Below are 18194 nucleotides of genomic sequence, written 5' to 3'. Positions count from 1 at the left end.
ATACAAAAAAGGCCCCCGCTCGCCTGGTGGCATCACGCAAGTGAGTCCCCGGGCACGCAACAATCAGAGGCCGGCATTCACCGCTGCCGTCCTGCTTCACGAGAGCGGGAGGGGCAGGAAGTTTTGGCGATCCCAAAATCAGTGAGAGTGAGGAGCACACCCCATGAACGCCCCCGTCAATCCGAGCTTGCTGGCCGCACTGGAATCGGTCACGCTCGACGACAAATACACGCTCGAGCGCGGTCGCGCCTACATGAGCGGCATTCAGGCCCTGGTCCGGCTTCCGATGTTGCAGCAGGCGCGCGACGCCGCGGCCGGACTCAACACCGCAGGCTTCATATCGGGCTATCGCGGCTCGCCGCTGGGCGGGCTGGATCTGTCGCTATGGAAAGCGAAGCAGCACCTCGCCAGCCATCATGTCGTTTTTCAGCCCGGCTTGAATGAAGACCTCGCGGCGACCGCCGTGTGGGGGTCGCAGCAGGTGAACCTGTACCCCGCCAAATACGACGGCGTGTTCTCCATGTGGTACGGCAAAGGCCCCGGCGTCGACCGCTCGATGGACGTGCTCAAGCACGGCAACTCGGCCGGCTCGTCGAAGCACGGCGGCGTGCTGGTGCTCGCGGGCGACGACCACGCGGCCAAGTCCTCCACCCTCGCGCACCAGTCCGAGCACGTTTTCAAGGCCGCCGGCATTCCCGTGCTGTATCCGTCGAACGTGCAGGAGTATCTCGATTATGGCCTGCATGGCTGGGCCATGAGCCGTTACTCGGGCCTGTGGGTCGCGATGAAATGCGTGACGGACGTGGTCGAGTCGTCGGCCTCGGTGATGATCGATCCGCACAACGTCGACATCCACCTGCCGGACGACTTCATCATGCCGCCCGACGGCCTGAACATTCGCTGGCCCGACCCGCCGCTGGTGCAGGAAGCGCGTCTGCTCGACTACAAGTGGTACGCGGGCCTTGCGTACGTGCGCGCCAATAAGCTTGATCGCGTGATGATCGATTCGCCCCATGCGCGCTTCGGCATCATGACCGGCGGCAAGGCCTATCTCGACGTCTGTCAGGCGCTCGCCGATCTGGGGCTGGACGAAGCCACGTGTCAGCGCATCGGCATTCGTCTGTACAAGGTGGGCTGTGTGTGGCCGCTCGAAGCGCAGGGTGCGCGCGCGTTCGCACAAGGGCTCCAGGAAATTCTCGTGGTCGAGGAAAAGCGCCAGATCCTCGAATACGCGATCAAGGAAGAACTGTACAACTGGCGCGATGACGTGCGCCCGCGCGTGTATGGCAAGTTCGACGAAAAGGACGGCGCCGGCGGCGAATGGTCGGTGCCGATGGCCAACTGGCTGCTGCCGGCCCACTACGAACTTTCGCCCGCGCTGATCGCCAAGGCGATTGCCACGCGCCTGGAAAAGTTCGAGTTGCCGAGCGACGTGCGCGAGCGCATCGCCGCCCGCCTGCGCGTGATCGAGGCGAAGGAGCAAGCCCTCGCCAAGCCGCGCGTGGCCGTCGAGCGCAAGCCGTGGTTCTGCTCGGGCTGTCCGCACAACACGTCGACCAACGTGCCCGAAGGCTCGCGCGCCATCGCCGGCATCGGCTGTCACTACATGACCGTGTGGATGGATCGGCGCACCGACACGTTCTCGCAGATGGGCGGTGAAGGCGTGCCCTGGATCGGTCAGGCACCGTTCTCGTGCGACGAGCATATCTTCGCCAATCTGGGCGACGGTACGTACTTCCACTCGGGCCTGCTCGCGATTCGCGCGGCGATCTCGTCGAAGGTCAACATCACCTACAAGATCCTGTACAACGACGCGGTCGCCATGACCGGTGGCCAGCCGGTCGACGGCACGCTGACGGTGCCGCAGATCGTGGCGCAGGTGGATGCCGAAGGCGCGACGAAGATCGTCATCGTGACGGACGAGCCCGAGAAGTACGACGGCGTGAAGCTCGTCGGCGATGTGCCGGTTTACCACCGCAACGAGCTTGACCGCGTGCAGCGCGAACTGCGTCTGGTCAAGGGCACGTCGATCCTGATCTACGACCAGACGTGCGCGACCGAGAAGCGCCGCCGTCGCAAACGCGGCGCCTACCCCGATCCGGCAAAGCGCGTGGTGATCAACGAAGCGGTCTGCGAAGGTTGCGGCGATTGCTCGGTGAAGTCGAACTGCCTCTCGGTCGAGCCGCTGGAGACGGAATTCGGCACGAAGCGTCAGATCAACCAGTCGACGTGCAACAAGGACTACTCGTGCCTGAACGGCTTCTGCCCGAGCTTCGTGACGGTCGAAGGCGGTCAGCTGCGCAAGCCCAAGACGGCGCAGGTCGACAGCAGCGAGCTGCCGCCGCTGCCGGAACCGGCGCTGCCCGCCATCGCACGTCCGTACGGCATTCTCGTAACGGGGGTGGGCGGCACGGGCGTGGTCACCATTGGCGCACTGCTCGGCATGGCCGCACACCTGGAGAACAAGGGCGTCACCACGCTCGATGTGACCGGCCTCGCCCAGAAGGGTGGCGCGGTGACGAGCCACGTGCAGATCGCCCTGCAGCCGGAAGACATTCATGCCACGCGCATCGCCATGGGCGACGCCCGCGTAGTCATCGGCTGCGACGCCATTACGACGGCGAGCGACGACACGCTCTCACGCGTGCAGCACGGCGTGACGAACATCGTGGTCAACAGCGCCCATACGCCGACGGCCGACTTCATCCGCAATCCGAACTGGCGCTTCCCCGGCACGAGCACGGAGCACGACATCCGCGCCGCTGCCGGTGAGAACGTTGACTTCGTCGACGCCAATCACCTCTCGCTGCGACTGCTCGGCGACACCATCTACACGAACCCATTCGTGTTGGGCTACGCATGGCAGAAGGGCTGGGTGCCGCTCTCGTACGCAGCGCTCACGCGCGCCATCGAACTCAACGGGGTGGCCGTCGAGAAGAACAAGCAAGCGTTCGAGTGGGGACGTCGTGCCGCGCACGATCTGGCGAGCGTACGCAAGCTTGCGCAGCAGAACGAGGCACCGGAGCCGGCGGCCGCCGGAGGCAAGCTGATCACGCTGCACACGCCGCGTGCGCTCGACCGCTTGATCGAGCGTCGCTACGACCAACTCGTGGCGTATCAGGATCGTGCCTACGCAGAGCGCTTCAAGCAAACAGTGGATCGCGTGCGCGCGGCCGAAGCCGGACTCACGCCAGAGGGCATGCCGATGCCGCTCACCGAAGCGGTCGCGCGGGGGCTCTACAAGCTCATGGCCTACAAGGACGAGTACGAAGTGGCCCGCCTTTACACCGACCCGGCCTTCATGAAGAAGCTCAACGAGCAGTTCGAAGGCGACTTCACGTTGCGCTTCCATCTGGCGCCGCCGTCGCTGGCCAAGCACGACGACAAGGGTCATCTCATCAAGCAGGCCTATGGCGCGTGGATGATGAAGGCGTTCGGCGTGCTCGCGAAGTTCAAGGGGCTGCGTGGCGGGGCGTTCGATATCTTCGGCCGAACGCAAGAGCGTCGCACGGAGCGGGCGCTGATCGGCGAGTATGAAGCGCTGGTCAATGAGTTGTTGTCGCGCCTGAACGAGCACAATCTGCCGCTGGCGGTGCAATTGGCGGAGTTGCCGCAGGAGATTCGCGGCTACGGGCACGTCAAGGAGCAGAACCTCGCCGCCACGCGCATCAAGTGGACGAAGCTACTCACGCAGTTCCGCGATGGCGATTCGCATCGCGCTGCCGCCTGACCTGCCGACCCGTCACCCGTCGGTCCAATAAAAATCCCGCCAGCGCGTGAGCGTCTGGCGGGATTTTTCATGCGCTAGCGCACCGTACGCGGACATGCGCGCCGCACCATCCGCGGCGCCTTATCCGTCCTGACGCTCAACGAATGACGTTGGCAGCAGCCACGGCCGTCATGTTGATGATGCGGCGCACGGTCGCGGCCGGCGTCAGGATGTGAACCGGCTTGGCGCAGCCGAGCAGGAACGGGCCCACCGTCACGCCTTCGCCGCCCGTCATCTTGAGCAGGTTGTACGTGATGTTCGCCGCTTCCACGTTCGGCATGACGAGCAGGTTCGCTTCGCCCGACAGACGCGACGCCGGATACGCGGCACGACGCACCGACTCCGACAACGCGGCGTCGCCGTGCATTTCGCCGTCGACTTCCAGCGATGGCGCACGCTTGGCAAGCAGCTCGCAGGCGCGGGCCATGCGTTGTGCCGAAGCCGACTTCACGCTACCGAAGTTCGAGTTCGAGAGCAGCGCCACCTTCGGGGCGATGCCGAAGCGCTCGATTTCCTTCGCGGCGAGCACGGTCATCTCGGCGAGCTGCTCCGAGGTTGGCGTCTCGTTGACGTACGTGTCGCTGATGAACAGGTTGCGCTTCTCGAGCATCAACAAGTTCATTGCCGCGTAATTCTCGACACCAGCGGCACGGCCCAGCACCTGATCGACCACATCCAGATGGCGGTGGTACGTATCGATCATGCCGCAGATCATGCCGTCGGCTTCGCCCAGATGCACGAGGATCGCGCCAATCAGCGTGTTGTCCTTGCGCATGGCGGCCTTGGCGACTTCCGGCGTCACACCGTGACGCGCACCCAGGTCGTGATACGCCTGCCAGCAACGCTGATAACGCGCGTCGTCTTCCGGATTCACGATCTCGAAATCAACGCCCGGCTTGAGCTTCGAGCCGATCTTGCGCAGGCGCATTTCCACCACGGCCGGACGGCCGATGATGATCGGCTTGGCGATGCGCTCGGCCAGCACGAATTGGGCAGCGCGCAGCACACGCTCGTCTTCCCCTTCGGCGAACACGATGCGCGCCGCGTCGTTACCGAAGCGGGCACGAGCGGCAGCGAACACCGGGCGCATGATGAAGCCGGTGCGATACACGGTCGTGCCAAGTTGCTCGCGGTAGGCGTCCATGTCGGCGATCGGACGCGTGGCCACGCCCGAGTCCATCGCGGCTTGCGCCACGGCCGGCGCGATCTTGATGATCAGGCGCGGATCGAACGGCTTCGGAATGATATATTCCGGCCCGAATTCGAGCGACTGGCCTTCATAGGCGCGCGCGACTTCTTCGCTTTGCTCTTCTTCCTGCGCCAGCTCGGCGATGGCGCGCACGGTGGCGAGCTTCATCTCTTCCGTGATGGTGGTCGCACCGACGTCGAGCGCACCGCGGAAGATGAACGGGAAGCACAGCACGTTGTTGACCTGGTTCGGGTAGTCCGAACGGCCGGTCGCGACGATGCAGTCCGGGCGCGCAGCCTTCGCGATTTCCGGACGGATTTCCGGCTCGGGGTTGGCGAGCGCGAGAATCAGCGGCTTCGTGCCCATCGTCTTGACCATGTCACCGGTCAGCACGCCGGCGGTCGAGCAGCCGAGGAAGACGTCGGCGCCGTTGCTCGCATCGGCCAGCGTACGGGCATCGGTCGCCGCGGCGTAGCGCGCTTTGCTCTCGTCGAGCTTGTCGCGGCCGGTGTGGATCACGCCCTTGGAATCGAGAACGAGAATGTTCTCCTTCTTCAGGCCGAGATTCACAAGCAGGTCCAGACAGGCGATAGCGGCGGCGCCCGCGCCCGAGCACACCAGCTTGACGCGGCCGATGTCCTTGCCCACGACCTTCAGGCCGTTGAGGATCGCGGCCGAGGCAATGATGGCGGTGCCATGCTGATCGTCGTGGAAGACGGGAATCTTCATGCGCTCGCGCAGCTTCTTCTCGATGTAGAAGCACTCGGGCGCCTTGATGTCTTCGAGGTTGATGCCGCCGAGCGTCGGCTCGAGCATGGCGATCGCTTCGACGAGCTTGTCCGGGTCATGCTCGGCGAGTTCGATGTCGAACACGTCGATACCGGCAAACTTCTTGAACAGGCAACCCTTGCCTTCCATCACGGGTTTGGCGGCGAGCGGACCGATGTTGCCCAGGCCAAGCACGGCCGTGCCGTTGGTGATCACGCCGACGAGATTGCTGCGCGACGTGTAGCGATTGGCAGCGAGCGGATCTTCGGCAATCGCCTCGCAGGCGTAGGCCACGCCGGGAGAGTAGGCCAGCGACAGATCGATCTGGTTCGACAGCGGCTTGGTCGGCGTCACCGAGATTTTGCCCGGACGCGGATTCTCGTGGTACGCCAGGGCGCTTTGTTTCAGTTGTTCATCCATATCTCGATACCTAAGGACAGGGCGACGACCGGGTCCGTGCCGCATGCGGGCAGCGCGTGGACTCAGCCGTCTTTTGACGGATCACGGCGGGGGAAGAGCCAACCGGAGGGATTCGGCGATTGTGTCGTCGACGGGGTTCTTCACCGCGCGGCGGCGTGATGGCCGCCACGCGTCCCCCGATCCTGCATGCCGCGCTCGCGCGCGTCGGACCGTGGGGCTTGCGGTGCGCCGGATGCACCGCAGGACGCAAAGTGTACACCTTGCGCCGAAAGCTCGACGCCGCCTGCGCGGGCGGCGTAGCGGGCAAAAGAGGTTACTGCAGCGCTTCGCCGCGACGCTCCGGAATCAGGAAAAGCGTGGCGAGAATATCGAGCACGTAAATGCTCGCGAGGAAGACCAGCGCCAGCTTGAACGAGTAGGCCGCCGCCAGCGCACCGACGGTGAGCGGCCCGAAACCGCCGACGGCACGGCCGATGTTGAACAGCACGTTCTGCGCCGTAGCACGCGCCGCGGTCGGGTACAGCTCCGAGATCAGCGCGCCGTAGCCGCCGATCATGCCGTTCACGAACATGCCCATCACCGCGCCGCCGATCAGCAGCGAGAACGGCGTATGCAATTGCGCATAGACGAACACCATCACGACCGCGCCGATCTGGTAGCCGATGAACGTCGGCCGACGACCGAGGCGGTCTGCCAGACGGCCGAACAGCCAGATGCCGAATGCCATGCCCAGCACCGTCACCGCCGTCCACATGGCCGACTTGGTGAGCGAGTAACCGAACGTCTTCGACAGATACGAGGGCATCCAGATCATCAGGCCGTAGTAACCGAAGTTCTGTACCGAGCACAGAATCGCCACGCCGAGGCTCGCGCGCGTGGTCGCGCCGTCTTTGACCAGCAGCTTGAGCGGCGCGAGTTCGCGCGGCTGCCGCTGTTGTGCAAGGAACATCTCGGGCTCGCCGAGCGCGCGACGCATGATGAACGACACGACTGCCGGCAGCAGGCCGACGGCGAACATGCCACGCCAGCCGATGTGCGGCAGCAGCAACGGCGTGAGCAACGCGGCGGCAAGCACCCCGGCCTGCCACCCCAGCCCCACGAACGACGATGCCCGCGCACGGCGCGCCGGCGGGCAAGCTTCCGCCGCGAGCGCCATGCCGATGCCGAACTCGCCGCCCAGTCCGATACCGGCAATCGTTCGGTAAGCCAGCAGATCCCAATAGCCCTGCGCGAGCGAGCACAGGCCCGTGAACACCGCAAACAGCAGAATCGTCCACGACAACACGCGCACGCGCCCGTAGCGATCGGAGAGCATGCCGAAGACAATGCCGCCGACGACCGCGCCCACGAGGGTCCAGGTGACGAGCGCGCCCGATTGGGCGCCGGTGAGCGCGAGATCGGCCGCAATGGCCGGCAGGATGAAGCCGAGGATCAGCAGATCGAAACCGTCCATGGCATAGCCGATGGCCGACGCCCACAGGGCGCGGTTCGCGTAGGCGGTATCGTGCGGCACAACCGGTGCGGCGAGCGAGGGCGAGGCATCGTTAGGCATGGGCGCGTTTCTTCAGGTCGGAATTTTGGGCGTGAGTGTATGCCTGACATTAAGCGCCGGCAACTGTCTCTTTTTTTGGATTAATCTGTCGGTAGCGGGTTTCAATATGCGCCGTGCGCTAACATCGTGCGGAGTTGTTGAATGGAAAATATACGCTCCGTGCATAATTGACCGCGCGTTTGCTGAAACTTGTGGCATAATTCGCGCTTAAGCGCCGGTCGGTCGTTGCCAGACGTGCTGACCCGCCGCCTTAGACGGCGTCCTGCCGCAGCGCCCTGCGCTACGGTCCCCGCCGACTCACCCATGACTCCTGGCTGCGCGCCGCACGGCGGGCAGCTACGCTTAGGAACCGCATCATGATTGGCATCGACCGCCAGGCGATTTCCGACATCACCGCCAAGATCCTGCTCGAAGTGGGCGCGGTGCATTTCAACGCCGAGAAGCCGTATATCTTCACGTCGGGCTGGGCCAGCCCGGTGTACACCGACTGCCGCAAGTTGATCTCGTACCCGCGCGTGCGCCGTACGCTGATGGACTTCGCCGAGGCCGTCATCATTCAGGACGTCGGCTGCGAGCAGTTCGATACGGTCGCCGGCGGTGAGACCGCAGGCATTCCGTTCGCGGCCTGGATCGCCGACAAGCTGATGCTGCCGATGCAGTACGTTCGCAAAAAACCGAAGGGCTTCGGCCGCAACGCGCAGATCGAAGGCGATCTGCCGGAAGGCTCGCGCGTGCTGCTCGTCGAAGACCTGACGACCGATGGCCGCAGCAAAATCAACTTCTGCAAGGCGCTGCGCGACGCCGGTGCGAAGGTCAATCACGTGTTCGTGGTCTTCCACTACGACATCTTCCCGGAGAGCCGTCAGGTGCTCAAGGACATCGATGTCGAGCTGCACTCGCTCGCCACGTGGTGGGACGTGCTGCGCGTTGCCAAGCAGCAGAACCACTTCGACACGAAGACGCTCGACGAGGTCGAGAAATTCCTGCACGCACCGGCCGAATGGTCGGGCGCGCACGGCGGCGCCACGTCGTTCCCGAAGGACTGAGTCTCGTGGCAATGCCCGTAGTATTCGCTTGAGAGGCGAGAACGGCCGGCCTGAAAAGGTCGGCCGTTTTTTTAGCTGCATCCGTTCGGCAGAGGAGTCACCCATGTTCGCGTCGGTCTTCGCCATCAGCATCGGGGCAGCGTTAGGCGCACTATTGCGCTGGGCACTGAGCGTACAGCTCAATGCGATCCTGCCGACGCTCCCGCTCGGCACACTCGTCGCCAATCTCGTGGGCGGCTACCTGATCGGCGTCGCCGTCGCCCTCTTCAGCCACTTTCCGTCGATCCCTGTCGAGTGGCGACTGTTGATCGTTACCGGCTTTCTCGGCGGCCTCACAACGTTCTCCACCTTCTCCGCCGAAGTCGCCACCCTGCTACGCGAAGGGCAGATGGGCTGGGCGTCGCTCACCGTGGCGGTTCACGTCGGGGGCTCGCTCGTCATGACCCTGCTCGGCATGGCCAGCATCACGCTGCTCATACAATGGTTGCGCCCAGCCCTCTAAGTAACCGCACTACGGCAGCAACATCACGAGCTTGACGTCGTCGTGCCCCGACAGGCGGAACGTGACCTGCGCGAAATCGATATCGCCGCGCACCGGGTGATGAAAGCCACGCCGCCCGCCTTCTCGCTCGACGACATCCTGCTGCGACCAGAGCGAGGCGAACCTGCGGCTGTCGCGCTGCAATTCGTCCGTGAGGGCGCGCACGGGCGTATCGTCTAGGTAGGCACTGCATTCGGCACGAAACTCCGCAACGACGCGTCTTGCGCGACGCTCCCAATCCTGAATCAACGTGGGTGCGCCCGCGTCGAGAAAGATGTAGCGCAGCAGGTTCTTCGCCCCCGGGGCGTCGAGCCAGCCATGGAAGATGTCGGCGGCGGCCGCGTTCCAGGCGAGGACGTCCCAGCATCGATCCAGCGCATACGCCGGAGCCGCCACGGCGGCGACGGCCGCCTGCACCTGTGCCGACGCATGGTGCGGCAACGGCACGGCACCGCGCTCCGGATCGCGCTTGCCCGCCAGATCGAACAGGTAGGCCCGTTCGGCACGCGAAAGCCGCAGCGCGCCGGCAACGGCCGCCAGTGCGCCCGCCGAGATCGACACGTCGCGTGCCTGCTCGATCCAGGTGTACCAGGTGGACGACAAGCCGCACAACTGCGCCACTTCCTCGCGCCGCAATCCCGGCGTGCGACGCCGCCCCAAAGGCGGCAGTCCGGCGGCCGCCGGGGTCAGCCGCTCGCGATGCGCGCGCAAGAAGTCGCCAAGCGCGCGACGCTGGCGCGCGTCGTCACCGTGAGGGGCCGGCGCGTCAGGCGCCAAGTCGCGCTTAGGGATAGGGGTAGTTTTCATACCAGGATAAATAGGTAACTTGTACCGGTATTGACGAGCCATTATCGTGACACTGACCCACATCGCGCAAGCGCCCGGGCGGGCCGACTCCCCTTGCATCGCGCCCTGCCCCACCCACGTAGGAGACTCACCGTGAGCGAAACCCCGTCATTCCCTTCCCGCCCGGGTTCGTCCACCGCCCCCGCAGGGGCGCAGGACACCCACCACGCGCATCATGGCCATAACGCCGTCGTCACCGGTCAGTTCGGCCCGCAGGCATCGGCCTATCTGACGAGTGCCAATCACGCGCAGGGCGCCGATCTGGAGCAACTCGCCGCGATCGCTCGCGCGCATCCGGGTGCGCAGGTACTCGACCTGGGGTGCGGCGCGGGACACGTGAGCTTCTTCGCGGCGCCGCACGTCGCGCGCGTCGTGGCCTACGATCTGTCCGCCGACATGCTTGGCGTGGTCGCAGGCGAGGCGACCAGGCGCGGCCTGACGAACGTCGACACGCAACTGGGCGCGGCCGAATCGCTGCCGTTCGCCGATGCCAGCTTCGATCTCGTCTTCAGCCGATACAGTGCGCATCACTGGGCCGACGTGGGCGCCGCGCTGCGCGAGATGCGTCGCGTGCTCAAGCCCGGCGGACGCGTCGTGATCTGCGACGTCGCCTCGACGGGGCGGCCGCTGTTCGACACGTATCTGCAAGCGGTCGAAGTGTTGCGCGATACGTCGCACGTGCGCAACTACGCCGCGAGCGAATGGCTGACGATGGCCGCTGGAGCGGGATTATCGGTGGCATCGCTCACGCCGCGCACACTCGATCTTGACTTCAAGACGTGGACCGCGCGCATGCGTACGCCAGCGCCGATGCAGGTGGCCATTCGCGCGCTGCAAACGGCCATGGCCGACGACGTGCGTCGTCATTTCAGGATTCAGGACGATGGCTCGTTCACGCTCGACACGCTGACGCTCGAACTGATTGCCGGTTGAACGTCGGGAGGTAGCGGCAGGCGAGCGCGATCCCTCGTAGCGACGCGCCCGCTCTCTCTTTTACCAGCGATCACTTTTGTCCGCTTTTTCTCACCCCCGCCAAATCACGTGGGTAACGCGATGCGGAACGTCGCGGCGCAAATGCGAGCGCCGCGCGCTGCGCGGCAATCCGCCAGGCAACCCGCGCCGTCACCGAGGGGGTGAACAGCGCGGACGGCGGTTCGACCATGTGCATCACGCGCAGAAAGCGCCGGTAGATGGCGGCATCGTCGACGGCGAGACCGAGCAGCGACTCCACGTAATGTTGCATGAGCCGCGCCCGCCAATGCGTGGCGCCCCGCTCCCCCGTCTGACGTAAATCGACGCCGGTCGCGAAAATCCACGCGCGCTGCGCCACGTGGGCGAGGGCACGCTGCAAGGCCAGGCCACCCGGGGCATCGTTGGCGCGACGAAAGACATGTAGATGGGCGTCGAGCGCCACCGCGCTCAATGCCGCAATCGTCATGCCCTGCCCGTACACCGGATTGAAGCTGCATGCGGCGTCGCCCAGCACCGCGAAGCCCGCGGGCCAGCGCCGCATTTCGTCGAAATGGCGTAACCGATTTTCCGTCCGGCGAAACTGACGGATCGGCGAGACCGGCTCGGCGTGGGCAATCGCTTCGTGGAGGGTCGACACCGGCAGGCTTTTCGCGAACGCCAGGAAGCCGTCGGCATCGCCCGGCGGATAATCGCCGCCGGCCCCCGTCAACGTGACGATCCACCGGTTGTCCTCGATGGGGAAGATCGTGCCGCTGCGCAGGCATTCGGGTGGCCGGCCGTGCACCACCAGCGCTTGCCAGTCGCGCCGGACCGACGGCTTTGGCACCGCATAGAGTCGGCTCGCGTACCCGACACGGGCATCCACGACGGTCTCGCGTACGGCGTCCAGGCCCATCGCTCGCAGCCACGACGGCGCATGCGAGTTGCGACCGCTCGCGTCGACAACGAAGGCGGCCGGCAAGGTCGTGACATCTTCGGCATCTTCGGCTTGTCCGCACGATCCGCCCGCGCGACGCCGAATCGTCACGCCACAAACGCGTGCGAGCGTTGCATCGAAACGCAACCCCGTGACGTCGCAGCCGGTCAGAACACGAACGTTCCGCTTGGCGAGCACGCGCTGGCGCACCGCGAACTCGAGCAGGCCACGGCTCGTCGACCATGTGACGAAGCCCTCGCCTGCGGGCGGCATCCAACCCGCGGCACCGAACCAGCGCACAGACCGATACCAGTCGAGCGGCACCGCGCCCGCTTCGAGCAAGGCCTGGCCCAGATCGGGAAACAGCGCATCGAGCGTTCGGCGCCCCCGCATCAGCAGTTGATGCACATAGTGCCCCTGCGGCACGCCTGCCCTCGGGTCGGGAGACTCGGGCAGCTCGTCGCGCTCGACGAGCCACACTTCATCGAAGTGCCCCGAGAGTGCATGCGCGGCGAGCAAGCCCGCCATGCCTGCGCCAACGACGATGGCACGCCAGGCGGTCGATGGGGCGTCGGTGGGCGTGCGGCGCGCCCGCGTCGATGAAACCGTCATGATTCACCCCTCGTTATCGGAACCAGCGATTCAATGGCGTCGACGATGGCGGCACGTCGATCCGGTGGGCAATCTGCCGATGGAATTCAGGTAGCCGGCTCCAGTGCAAGCCCGGCCGCACGTGATGCGCGAGGTGATAGCCGTTGTTGAAGAACACAAGATTGAGCCACCGGTTGGCCTTCGTGTGCGATGCCTTGAACGGATCGCTGGCGTAGAGATCGATATGATCGTCGTACGTCATGTGAATGAAGTTCAGCCAGACCAGGATCCTTGGCACGACGAAAAACAGCACCGCATTGCGCGGGTCGTGAAACAGCAAAGCGACCAATGCGAGGTTGCTGGCCGCGACCTGCCAGAGGCAGCGGCGACGCAATCGCGTACAGGTCCGGCCGATGCGCAGCACGTGATAGTCGTATGTCAGGAAATAGTGAGTGACGTAAGCCAGCCGCGACATCCGGCAACCGCCGGCGTCGATCCAGCGCGACGGATCCCGCTCCGGTTCGGTGTAGTGCAGGTGATGTCCTCGGCTGTGATGCAGGCGAAACTTTGCCGCGTACATGCCGGTTTCCAGGGCCATCACCCATTCCAGCACGCGATTGGCCCAGGCCCCCGCGAACATGCCCATGTGCGACTGGTTATGTACGGCAGTCGAGACGGCAATCTGGGGCAACAGGAGCACCGTCGCGCACGCGATCGCCACCCACGGATCGCGCACGAGAAAATAGGCCGCCCACTGCAACGATGCCGCGCCGGCCACCAGCGCCAGCGGTGCAAGATCTTCGGTGTAGCGCAGGCCCAGAAGTCGGGCGAGATGTCTCATGATGCCTCCCTGCAACGCACGGCTCATCGCCGTCGACGCGATTCAATGGATGTCACCCGTCTTGGCCGAGTGACGCAAGCGGGCAAGCAGCGCCGGCGAAGAGAAGCTCCAGCGCGCGTTCATCGTGCCCAGTGGGCGGCCGAACTGCAGCCACTGTGTTTCGCAGGCCAGCGCGGACAAGCGGTCATGACGATAGGTTTTGGCGACGATCACGAATCGCACCGACAGTGGCGCGTGCAGCTCGGCGAAATGCTCGAAGGTGACTTCCAGCGAATTGAGGACAAAGACGAGGTCGTGCGGCACCTCGTAGAAGCGGTGCGAGATCGCAGTGCCGGTCTGGCGAGTGGCTTCGATCATCATCAGGCCGGGAACGTGGTCGAGTGGATGTTCGAAGAAGAACGCGTGGTTCGGATCGATCGCAAGCACAGCGGTAAAGGTATCGTGCCCCTCGGGTGTGGCTTGCGCCCGCTCGATCGACGCGACGAAGACATTGACCGGATTCGTCTTGTGAACCATCGCCCGGTCGAGCTTGCCCGGCATGGCAAAGGCGTCGGCGGTGGTGACATCGGAGGTACCGGCAGGGCGGCCGGTCACGGAAGTTTGAAGGTTCATGGCGACTCCGTTCAGACAATGGGGGGGACGGAACCTGGCCCACCGGGTTGACGGCGAGCTGGCCTGGGGGATCGATGCTGGACTTAAGACGATGCGTGGAAGCCGTAATCGATGGCGCGCGATGCGCGTAGATCATGCGCGAGGTGCGACTGGGCGATGCGAACCGCCGCCTCCTGCGCGGAGAGCATGCACGCCTCAATCGACGCGCCGCGCAGATAATCGCCGGCGAAGGCAAGACCGTCGATGTCATGGCGCCGATCGTCGAGCCATGCGCGCAGCCGATAGTGATGCGGCGCGTACGCACACAACCCCGGATCGAAAAGATGCGCGACAACGTCGCGCCGGTCGGCCCGTTCCACGGGAACGTACTGGCGCAAGGTCGTCTCGGCGAGATCAAGCAATGCGTCGGCTTCCGGCCCGGCAAGGCTGCCCGCGCTTCGCGCACTTGCGATGACGGCGCGCGCCTTGCGGCCACTGAACGTGTAGCGTACGCGGTCGAGTCTGTCGATGCCGTAGGCGCCGGCGTTGCTCAGTGCGTTGTCCGGGCCGAACGACAGACCGCGCACGTTCGCGGAGAATATCGGCCGGCGGTAAGCGGCCACCACCACGAGCACCGGAAAATAGCGTATTTCGTCGAGCGCGGCGGCGAGTGCCGCGTCGTGCTCGCGCAGCAGATCCGCGCTCACCCCTGCCGGCGTGGCGAGCACCACATGGTCGTATTCCAGATGATCGGTTCGCCCATCGAATTGCCGCACCTGCAAACCGGAAACCCGTCCGTGACGCACCATGAGCCGCTCGACGCGGGCATTGAATCGCACCTCCAGCGGTGCGGTCGCCGCACCGATAAACGCCCCCATGCCCGCCTCGAGCTGATCATAGGTGTCGAGCCACATGCCCAGGTGAGTGCCGAAATTGCCGAGGTGAATTTCGTCGGGCTCCGCACCGTTCATTCGCACCGACATTGCCCGCACCACAGCGCGACAGAACGCCGGGCTGAAATGCGAAGCCAGCGGCGCATCGTCGGCATCTCGCGCCAGCCGGGCAAATGACGGTCCGTCCAGGAACCGATTACGCGCGTCGAGCCACACGCGCGCGCAAAGCGCGGCAAGGCGCATGGCATCCGCCGCAGGACAACCGCGCAGATACGCAAGCGTGCTGCCAAGGCGGCGCGTGCTGTCGAGCGTGACGATCTTTCCGTCGCGAATGCGCGATGTGTTAATGCCGAACGGCTCGAACGCGAAGGGTCCGAGGGCGTGCGCGAGCTTGCGAAAGCGCAGATAGTGCCGGCCGATGTTCTTGCCGCCGAGATCGATTCGGTCGCCGTCGAGCGTCGCAGTGGTGATCCGGCCACCGGGGGACCGGTGCTGCTCGATAAGCTCGACATGAAGGCCGGCGTCGCGTAGATAATGTGCAGCCGCAATGCCGGAAATGCCGCCGCCAACGACGGCGCACGTCGCAGTGGTTGCCATCAGGGATCCCCCGCATGTTCATTAGGCATGCTTTAAGTATCGTGAAATTGACACTTGAATATCACGACATCCTAAGGATAGGCGAACGCGGTTCATCGTTTGCATCCCATCGGGCGGTCACTGATAGTGCTCTACACGAGCGAGCGCAAACGTGGACGCCGCAACTCGTTGGACCCCAATCCAATCATTGGATGGCACATGACGACGGCAACGCGGGCGCGGTGTGCTGCCTCACCGAACGCGCTGCGTGGCGCGGAAAAACGAAAGGGCTGGGTTCTGTCTGACACAGAACCCAGCCCTTCGGAGCACAACACTGGACGCTACGACGTTGCCTGATCAGTCCATCGATACACTCGCTCGCCCTGCCGCACTTGGCAGGACACGCACGCCGTTCCGACAGCCGACCATACGCTATTGCACACGCACCGGTCCGTCATCGTCGTTGGCACCGCTAATGTCGGCGACACCGGCGAGCAGCGCCACGTAGTGCCGCAACGCCCGCGCACGCGCCTGCTCGTACAACTGCGCGGCGATGCGCTCAGCCACGCGTTCGTAGGGCGGCATGTGCCCCTTCACCCGGCGCTCGATCCGCACAACGTGAAAGCCGTAGCGCGTGTTGACCAGTCTCGGCACCACGCCAAGTCGGTCGCCGCAAAATAGCACCAACTCAAACTCGGGTGCGCCACTGCCACGCGCGAGCATACCTAGACTTCCGCCCGTGCGACCCGACGGGCAATCCGACATCGATTGCGCCACCGCTTCGAACGAATCGGGATTGGCGCGCACGGCATCCAGTGCCGACTGCGCCCGCTCCAAGGTCGTCGACAGCGGCACACTCGCCGACATCGCAAACAGAATATGACTCGCCTGCACCCGGTCGCCTACACGGAACTGGCCGGCGTGTTCGTGGAAGTAGGCCCGGCATTCGGCGTCGGTGGGACGATGCACTTGAACGTCCCGCGTGAACAGTGCATCGACGATAGCGTCGTCGCTCGCGGGCATCGCATCGTTCTCGTCGAATAAACGCAAGTCGAATGCGCGCTGGCGCAGCAATTCGCGGCTCACCAACGCGTGCTGTGCGGCGACCTCCGGATCGGCCTCGTCCTGATGCTGATCGATCTCATCGGCGACGCGGCGTGCGTCGATGACAATTCCGTTGACTCGCAAAGACATAACGCACTCCCGCCAAAACATTGACTGCCACCGGTCGCGCCGCTTCGCATGCCGGGGCGCGACGGTATATCGAAGTTGTAGGCGATGCGCGTCAGAAAGGCAAATGCCCGCGATGACGGTGCGGGCGGCCGTTGCGCGCCGCACACACTCGCATGCGGCGCACGAAAACACTCAGTGAGACGGACGTGTGACCACCGCCGGCGCATCGTTGGCGGTGCCGGTCGGACGACCACGCCAGTAGCCCGCGAGCAGCGAACCCGACAAGTTGTGCCAGACCGAGAAGAGCGCCCCCGGCAGTGCGGCGAGCGGCGTGAAGTAGATTTTGCCGAGTGTTGCCGCCAGGCCGGAGTTCTGCATACCGACTTCGATGGCCAACGTACGGCAGATCGATTCGTCAAAGCCCAGCAGACGACCGCCCCAGTACCCGCCCAGCAGGCCCAGACCGTTGTGCAACACGACACCGAGCATCACCAACGGCCCCACCGTGGCAATGTTGCCCTGATTCGCGCCGACGACCGCGCCGATGATGAGCACGATCGCGACCATCGAGACGAGCGGCAGATAGCCTTCGACCGCGCGCACCGCGCGACCGAAATAGCGATTGATGAGCAGGCCCGCGCCAATCGGCAGCGCCACGATCTGCAGAATCGACAGCAACATGCCCTCGACGTCGACCACGATGGAAGCGTCGACGTACAAGCGCGTGAGCAGCGGGGTCGCGAACACGCCGACGAGCGTCGACATTGCGCTGATCGTCACCGACAGGGCCACGTCGCCGCGGGCGAGATAAATCATGACGTTCGAGGCCGTGCCGCTCGCAACGCTGCCCACAAGCACCATGCCGGCCGTCAGATCGGGCGGCATGTGCAGCACGCGCGCGATCACCCAGGCAGCCAGCGGCATCACGAGATAGTGCAACACCACCCCGGCGACGATCGGCGCGGGTCGCGTGAGCACGCGCTTGAAGTCGTCGACGGTGAGCGTGACGCCCATCGCAAACATCACCACGGTCAGGAGCGCCGTGACGTGCGGCGTAACGCCGGAAAAACTGCCCGGCGAGAAATAGGCGGAAACGGACAGCAGCAGAGCCCACAACGGGAACAGCCGGGTAATACGGGCAATCATGAAATCCTCAGGGAAGGGGAATGCGGCACGTGCGCGGGTGAGCCGATGAGGCCGCCTTGCTCGCCGCCTCATCGTCCCTGCCACGCCCGGGCCACCGGGCGCAAAAGCTTAATATTTTACTTAATTTGCGCCGGATGCCCTTCCTGAGCCGTTCAGTCGCGTTTCGCCTTGCCCATCAGCAAGGCGCCGCCAGCCGCGTCGCGACGCGCCGGACGCGGCCCACGCTGTGCGAAATCGCTGCGCTCTGCGCCGCCTCCTTGCCCGCGCGAGGCAGTCTGCCCCGTGCGGCCGTCGCGACCTTGGCGCGCTGCGCCGGCCGCCGGTGTGGCCGCGCGTTGTGCATCGCCCTGACGCTTGGGCGCCT

At 64.9% G+C, this 18194-nt stretch carries 14 protein-coding genes; 4 read left to right on the top strand and 10 right to left on the bottom strand.

Annotated features, from left to right (window positions below):
* Nucleotides 1-163: 163 nt before the first annotated feature.
* Complete coding sequence (locus PCE31107_RS22835; RefSeq protein ID WP_150610753.1) at nt 164-3730, top strand: indolepyruvate ferredoxin oxidoreductase family protein; 3567 nt, start codon at nt 164-166, stop codon at nt 3728-3730.
* A gap of 136 nt (nt 3731-3866) precedes the next feature.
* Here the strand turns inward: PCE31107_RS22835 and PCE31107_RS22830 are convergent, their stop codons facing one another.
* The gene (locus PCE31107_RS22830) at nt 3867-6146 is read right to left on the bottom strand and encodes an NADP-dependent malic enzyme (protein ID WP_150610752.1); all 2280 of its coding nucleotides are present in this window, start codon (nt 6144-6146) and stop codon (nt 3867-3869) included.
* A 313-nt stretch (nt 6147-6459) separates the two neighbouring features.
* A complete protein-coding gene (locus PCE31107_RS22825) occupies nt 6460-7698 on the bottom strand; it encodes an MFS transporter (protein WP_150610751.1) in 1239 nt (412 codons plus the stop codon).
* A gap of 356 nt (nt 7699-8054) precedes the next feature.
* Between PCE31107_RS22825 and PCE31107_RS22820 the strand changes: the two genes are divergently transcribed.
* Complete coding sequence (locus PCE31107_RS22820; RefSeq protein ID WP_017234978.1) at nt 8055-8744, top strand: orotate phosphoribosyltransferase; 690 nt, start codon at nt 8055-8057, stop codon at nt 8742-8744.
* 103 nt (nt 8745-8847) lie between these two features.
* A complete protein-coding gene (crcB, locus tag PCE31107_RS22815; protein ID WP_130027468.1) occupies nt 8848-9246 on the top strand; it encodes a fluoride efflux transporter CrcB in 399 nt (132 codons plus the stop codon).
* Between the two features lie 9 nt (nt 9247-9255).
* Here crcB and PCE31107_RS22810 read toward each other — a convergent pair whose 3' ends face one another.
* On the bottom strand, nt 9256-10092 hold the full coding sequence (locus PCE31107_RS22810; protein ID WP_246181946.1) for a helix-turn-helix transcriptional regulator: 837 nt from the start codon (nt 10090-10092) through the stop codon (nt 9256-9258).
* A gap of 267 nt (nt 10093-10359) precedes the next feature.
* Between PCE31107_RS22810 and PCE31107_RS22805 the strand changes: the two genes are divergently transcribed.
* Entirely contained in the window at nt 10360-11064 is a 705-nt protein-coding gene (locus PCE31107_RS22805; protein WP_240756341.1) for a class I SAM-dependent methyltransferase, read from the top strand.
* Nucleotides 11065-11134: 70 nt separating this feature from the next.
* Here the strand turns inward: PCE31107_RS22805 and PCE31107_RS22800 are convergent, their stop codons facing one another.
* The 7 genes from PCE31107_RS22800 to PCE31107_RS23480 form a co-directional block, all read right to left on the bottom strand.
* Nucleotides 11135-12631 (bottom strand): FAD-dependent oxidoreductase, encoded by a 1497-nt coding sequence (locus PCE31107_RS22800; RefSeq protein ID WP_150610749.1) that lies wholly within the window; start codon nt 12629-12631, stop codon nt 11135-11137.
* A 13-nt stretch (nt 12632-12644) separates the two neighbouring features.
* Nucleotides 12645-13451, bottom strand: a complete 807-nt coding sequence (locus PCE31107_RS22795; protein ID WP_246181945.1) for a fatty acid desaturase family protein — start codon at nt 13449-13451, stop codon at nt 12645-12647.
* 42 nt (nt 13452-13493) lie between these two features.
* Nucleotides 13494-14063, bottom strand: a complete 570-nt coding sequence (locus PCE31107_RS22790; protein ID WP_130027472.1) for an AfsA-related hotdog domain-containing protein — start codon at nt 14061-14063, stop codon at nt 13494-13496.
* 83 nt (nt 14064-14146) lie between these two features.
* Nucleotides 14147-15532 carry a protoporphyrinogen/coproporphyrinogen oxidase gene (locus tag PCE31107_RS22785; RefSeq protein WP_150610747.1) on the bottom strand — a complete coding sequence of 462 codons (1386 nt, stop codon included), beginning with the start codon at nt 15530-15532 and terminating at the stop codon, nt 14147-14149.
* Nucleotides 15533-15943: 411 nt separating this feature from the next.
* Complete coding sequence (locus PCE31107_RS22780; RefSeq protein WP_240756101.1) at nt 15944-16705, bottom strand: peptidylprolyl isomerase; 762 nt, start codon at nt 16703-16705, stop codon at nt 15944-15946.
* Nucleotides 16706-16876: 171 nt separating this feature from the next.
* Nucleotides 16877-17830, bottom strand: coding sequence for a ketopantoate/pantoate/pantothenate transporter PanS (gene panS, locus PCE31107_RS22775; RefSeq protein WP_130027475.1), 954 nt, complete (start codon nt 17828-17830; stop codon nt 16877-16879).
* 152 nt (nt 17831-17982) lie between these two features.
* A partial coding sequence (locus PCE31107_RS23480) for a hypothetical protein (protein ID WP_217425227.1) occupies nt 17983-18194 on the bottom strand: 212 nt, incomplete at its 5' end.

Source organism: Pandoraea cepalis (assembly GCF_902459625.1).
Lineage (GTDB): Bacteria > Pseudomonadota > Gammaproteobacteria > Burkholderiales > Burkholderiaceae > Pandoraea > Pandoraea cepalis.
Note: the sequence above shows the minus strand (reverse complement) of the source record. Positions and strands in the feature narration are given on the sequence as shown.